Annotated in this window: 1 protein-coding gene; it reads left to right on the forward strand. The window is 67.5% G+C overall.

From position 1 onward, the window contains the following. Positions 1 to 415, forward strand: a 415-nt coding sequence (locus tag EN885_RS33255) for an NAD-binding protein (protein WP_206616886.1), incomplete at both ends; no start/stop codon positions are given.

A 415-nucleotide genomic window follows, 5' to 3' on the forward strand; every position in this document is an offset into this window, starting at 1 on the left:
CCTCAACCCGCTGATGTTCCTGGCCATCGACTGGATGAAGCCGTGGCTGGAACGGCGCGCCGCCAGGACGGCACCGCCGGTCGAAGCAAAACCGGTTGGTCCGGCGACGGAGCCGGGCCAGGTGGCCTCTGTCGCGGCAACGGCGAAAAGGGAGGACGGGCCGCCGCCCAAGACGGCACTCACAGGCCATGCCATCCTGATCGGCTACGGCCGTGTCGGTGGCCTGGTCGGCTCGGCGTTGAAAGACGCGGCACTGCCCTTCCTGGTCATCGAGGACGCCGACAAGACGCTGGCGAGGCTGAAAGCGGACAGCATCGAGACCGTCGCCGGCAATGCGGCCAATGCCGAAGTGTTTGCCGCCGCCAACCCCGAAGGCGCCAGCCGGCTGATCCTTGCCATCCCCAATGCCTTCGAA

Origin of the sequence: Mesorhizobium sp. M6A.T.Cr.TU.014.01.1.1 (assembly GCF_004022765.1) — a bacterium.
GTDB classification, from domain to species: domain Bacteria; phylum Pseudomonadota; class Alphaproteobacteria; order Rhizobiales; family Rhizobiaceae; genus Mesorhizobium; species Mesorhizobium mediterraneum.